This window comes from Mesorhizobium sp. M7A.F.Ca.CA.004.06.1.1 (genome assembly GCF_003999135.1).
In the GTDB taxonomy this organism is placed as follows: Bacteria; Pseudomonadota; Alphaproteobacteria; order Rhizobiales; family Rhizobiaceae; genus Mesorhizobium.
Genome location: NZ_RZPQ01000295.1, coordinates 2,056 through 6,575, shown reverse-complemented (window position 1 = coordinate 6,575; position 4,520 = coordinate 2,056). Strand labels below are relative to the sequence as shown.

4 protein-coding genes are annotated in these 4,520 nt (G+C 56.1%); 1 reads left to right on the top strand and 3 read right to left on the bottom strand.

Translation table 11 applies throughout. The features are described from left to right. Positions 1 to 223, top strand: a 223-nt coding sequence (locus EN906_RS37765) for a hypothetical protein (protein ID WP_206517167.1), incomplete at its 5' end; no start/stop codon positions are given. Between the two features lie 187 nt (positions 224 to 410). On the opposite strand, the gene EN906_RS18235 is transcribed toward EN906_RS37765, so the two are convergent. The 3 genes from EN906_RS18235 to EN906_RS18225 form a co-directional block, all read right to left on the bottom strand. Beyond that, positions 411 to 1,466, bottom strand: a complete 1,056-nt coding sequence (locus EN906_RS18235) for a hypothetical protein (protein ID WP_063169411.1) — start codon at positions 1,464 to 1,466, stop codon at positions 411 to 413. Continuing rightward, positions 1,463 to 3,529 (bottom strand): hypothetical protein, encoded by a 2,067-nt coding sequence (locus EN906_RS18230; protein ID WP_063169412.1) that lies wholly within the window; start codon positions 3,527 to 3,529, stop codon positions 1,463 to 1,465. The genes EN906_RS18235 and EN906_RS18230 overlap by 4 nt, the downstream gene beginning before the upstream one ends. Before the next feature lie 2 nt (positions 3,530 to 3,531). Further along, the coding region (locus EN906_RS18225; protein ID WP_206529119.1) for a hypothetical protein at positions 3,532 to 4,520 on the bottom strand (989 nt) is incomplete at its 5' end.

Below are 4,520 nucleotides of genomic sequence, written 5' to 3'. Positions count from 1 at the left end.
GCCTGGACATTCGCTGTCCCCTCGATTCGCCGCCGCCGAACCGAGTGAATCACGCTCCGCGCCACAAGGGAATCGCAAAACCGAATTGCAGGAAAACAGCCCCAATAAACCGCTAATCCTGCAATTCCAAAGCCGCTATCCGCCTCAATCAACAGGCCAGATCAATGGCTTGCGGATAGTTCACGGCCGACTCACTATTTCTATGCTGAACAGTCTCGCCTGAGTATATGTTTTAGCTAGTCGCTAATTAGACGGAATTCTGCCAGTCTGCATTCCCCCCTGATCTGATGTAGAGCAGCTTCCAAGTGGGAATTAGCCCCCCATCGACCGGATCGGGCGACACGAACATGCGCTGAAGGCTTGGCGGAACGGCTACTGGGACCATGATGCTACTCGAATGCAAGATAGTGTCAGAACGTCCCGGGAAGGCTGCAGGCAGGGGATGTCAGGTCAATCAGCCTATAGATATGATACCGCCCATTCGCTGAGACTTCACGATGGGCATAGGAGGTGGGAATTCTTGCCTTGAGATGGACGCGGCTGTCGGAGCAGGCGAGCACGGCAGCAGCGATGGCCTGAACCTTCGGGCCGCTGACAAAAACGTTCACCACCGCACGCGAGCCGAACCCGTCGAGATACGTCTCGAAAGCATCGAGGTGGGCCATCAGCCCGAAAGCCTGGATGTCGCGAACTTCGCCATCTTCGAGCCGGTGGGTTTCACGTACCTTGGCCACCTGTTGATCGAGCAAAGCATCGATATGCGCATTCTTGTCGCTTCTTGGGACGAGGAGCGAGATCCGTTCCGGACTGACGATATCGATCAATCCGTAGAATACGTCGGCATCTCCTCCGATCCCCACGAGCAGGACTTTCTCTTCGCCCATTCCTCCGCTGCCTTGAAGATGAGGGACGGTGACGTATCGGTCCAAGCCGCTGGAAAAATCCTCTTTGCCGATCGCGTTCCCGTAGATACCTTCGGCGTACCCGAATTCGAGAGACTGAATCGACATTTTCTTGAATGCCACCGCAATCAGCCATTGGATGTAGATTCGCGGCATCGTCGAGCACTCGACGAAAACCTTCCGCAGGCTTCCTTCGTATGAGCCACATGAAGCGGCCATCTGAGTGAGCAGGTGATCGAGGAGATTGATGTTCTTCTGATACTCGATGGAAGGCTCGAGGGTGATCACAGTCACTTCGACGCCCCATCGGGTACCCATAGCGATGAGCTTTCGCCGGTTTTCTTCGACGGCTGGGACGTTCGCTTCCTTCAGAGCAAAGTCCAGAACCACGATCTTGCCGACCTTCAGGTCAAGATGGTTTTCGAACGCGGCGAAACGCGTTTCCCATCCAAGCGCGACGATCGCGATATCTGCCTCCATCGTTTCGCAGGTACCTGCATCTCTCGCCTTCTCGGTGACGGCCAGATGGCCGAAGACTCGATACTCGACAGTTGAAGCGGTCATTCGAGATCGCTCTCGAAAAGCGAGTGCTGGAATTCGGTCTTGAGTGCGGGCCGCGCGACGAGCTCCTTAAACACCGAGTCGGCCCAGTCTTCTGGGAGCCGATGCCTGGTAAAAAGCAGGTCGACCATCCGCGCCGCAGGGATTGTGTTGATTTCGTACGGGCCGCGATAGGAGAACCCGAAGTAAGGTGCAAATCGCCGATGCAATCTGATCATCATCTCCTTCGATGCGGGGTCGGCGCGGTCCACCTCAAAGTTGCCGGCGGCGGAGACCTCCCGGATAAACCCATCCCTTTCCGCCCGACGCAGGACCTCGTCCAGTTTTCCGCTGGGTTGCTCCAGTCGGTTCACCAGCGAGCGCATTTCCTTTAGATCAACCCTGAAAATGCCTCTCTCTGTCGTTCCTAGAGCATTTTCTTCGGCAAACTCTGTCTGGAGGCGAGCGGTCAGGTAACCCAACGCCCGCACCATGCGCACGCTCTCTTCTTCGTACGGATGTGAAAGCGCCTGAAGTCCATCAAGCTTCCGTTGAGAGGCGGCGTTCACAGCCTGTCTCTGCTGTTCGAGATGAATCTGTAAATCCGAGTTGATGAATTCCACCAGTTTTCGTGGATCACTGGAACTCGGAACACTGCGGCGGAAGATCTCTCCCATTATATCAAGGAAATCGCGTATACAGACGTCGCTCAATGATGTGATGATCTGGTGCCCTACGTACGGGTAGTCATGCAGACGCAGCATCTGGCACGCTTTCAGAAAAGCCCATCCCTGTTTCCGGGCGATCGACCTCTTCAGATTTGAAGCATCCGCCTTGCTCATGGGCCGGCGCTTAATTTCCGGGTTCATGAGCGCGAGCGCCAGCCCTTCGGCATAAGGGCGCGCTTTTCGATCAAGAAGGAATTGCTGCTGATCCGCCGTCCTCAAATTCACGGAGAGGAATTCACGTGCTGCATCAGCAAGTGCCACAAGCTCTTCTCTGCCCTCGGAATGACCCGATATGATAACCCGCTCGATGATGTCATTGACGGAAAGCCGCCCCAGCCGGTTTTTGAGCGAAAACGCGCTGAGCGCATCGTTGCGCTCGAGATCACTCCGCAGATGGTCAGGAAGCGCATAGTACAGCCGAAGCGACGACACGTTCTCGCACAGCGTGGCGAACTCCCTCGGATCGACTGAATCAAGATTCTCGACGTCCCGGTCAGCATTCGAGAGCGACTGGCCGGGTATGATCGTCCGGATCGTGTCGTAGAGGCCGCCGATGTAGGCGAGGACCCATTTCACGTTGCCGCGCGTCTTTCTCACCAAGGTGTTCAGGAACTGCTGTTGGAGCGGTGTCAGTGCTTCACAGTCGTCAATCAGTATCTTGAAGAAGGGCGCCCTGTCACCGGCGAAAGATGGGCCATTTAAAAGTGGAGTGATCGCGGTCGCGACCTTGTTAATGATCGCGCCAGGGTCTGTTGCTCTGAAGCCGGTCGCTCCGGCATCGGCGGCAAAGAAGAACGCGTTGAAGCATTCGTCGACGTACCGGGTTATCCCACCCCGCAGCTCATCGATGCTGAAGAAGTCGAGACGGGCAGGTTGGGGTATGAAGTGCAGCACTTCGCGATGCAGTGCCAGGGCGACGTCCCTATCTTCGGAGGCCCGGTATTTCAAGTGGCCGTCGCGTCTGAGCTGGCCGATGCTCTCGAGCAGGCGTTCGACTATCTTCAGCTCCAGATAGTGAGAGAAGATTACGAATTGCCGCGGGATCACGGCGGCCGTGTCGAAGCGTATCCGCTCCGGAATGAGGTTCAGAACGGCGTTGTCGATTAGGGGCGAGAATGTCTCATTGAGCTGGAAGAAGACGCCATACCAAGCGAGCTTGCCGACTTGGTCCGAGAGACTTTTGTCTTCAAGAATATGGACTGTGGAAAGCGAGCGAAGAATGCTGGTCTTGCCGCTGCCTCTCGTCCCTGCGACGAAGACCGGCTTGGCGGCGGCAGAAATCAACGCCGACTTCTGACTGAACCACAGTATCGGGCGGCTTTCGTACTCGATCCTGTTGGGGCCGAACGGATTCTCCATCGCTATTCGTCCCTTACCTTAATGCGCCAAGCCGAGTTTGCCTTGGTGAGGCCGTCTATCTCGATGAAGCGCGCCGCTTGGAGCATCAGAAGAGAGTCTTCCAGATCTAGCCCGAGCTCGGCGGAGGCAGCAATCTCAGTGATCTCGTCCCAGAAGAGTAACCCATTCCCGCGCCTGGTGGCATGGTCGCGCAGTCGGCGCAGCAGGTCAAACGTGTCGTTGTTCAGAAAGGCCTTGCCGTTGGACATGGTCGAAATAAAGCAATGTTCGCCTTCCATGACCGTCCCGTCGGCGACATTGGTGCGGTAGGGTATAAGTCGGATGCCGACGAGCTCTCCCTGATCGGTCGTGAAGAAGACGAGCTCATTGAAACCTGACTGTATCTCTGGTGCTGAGATGCAGATCAATTTGCCGTCCGGAAACCTTGGATCGTTGACGATCTCGACCGGATCAGCATGTATGTGTCCATGCAGGTAGACGATAGGCTTGTTGCCCTGCAGCAGCTGAGTTCTGACAAATCCGCTGTTGAGCATCTCCGCGTATGGCGTAATGCGCGGAGTCTTTTGTGGCAGCAGATTGTGATGGCCGATTATGATGCCGTAACGCATGTCGGGCTGCTGGAGCAATTCCTGTAGGCCTGCAAGCATCTCACGCGAGATGTATGGCGTGTCCATCTGACCGTAATACTCGTCGTCGGACGCCTCCTTGTCTGGATCGCTGGGAGGTGTCGCGGGCGAATGTCCCGAGATGTCCGGCGAGCCGAGATCTACAGGCTCTGTAGAAGGACTGAGTGCCTCGAGACGATCACGAAGGAACGCGGGAAGGTTTTGAAGCTCCCAACTGCCTATCGCTGTGTTGACGAGGATGAAGTTTGCGCCTGCGGATCCTGTCGGAAGTCTGAAGTGCACGGGTTGGTCCACGGGAACGGTCTGCCAACCCAAGCGGGCGGCTAAACTCGCCATTTCGCTGAATTTCTCAGTCGGTCCAAGTT

What these genes read in the sequence shown, in the direction of transcription:
- EN906_RS18235 (WP_063169411.1), bottom strand. Translation starts at nt 1,466, where the DNA reads ATGACCGCTTCAACTGTCGAGTATCGAGTCTTCGGCCATCTGGCCGTC.
- EN906_RS18230 (WP_063169412.1), bottom strand. Translation starts at nt 3,529, where the DNA reads ATGGAGAATCCGTTCGGCCCCAACAGGATCGAGTACGAAAGCCGCCCG.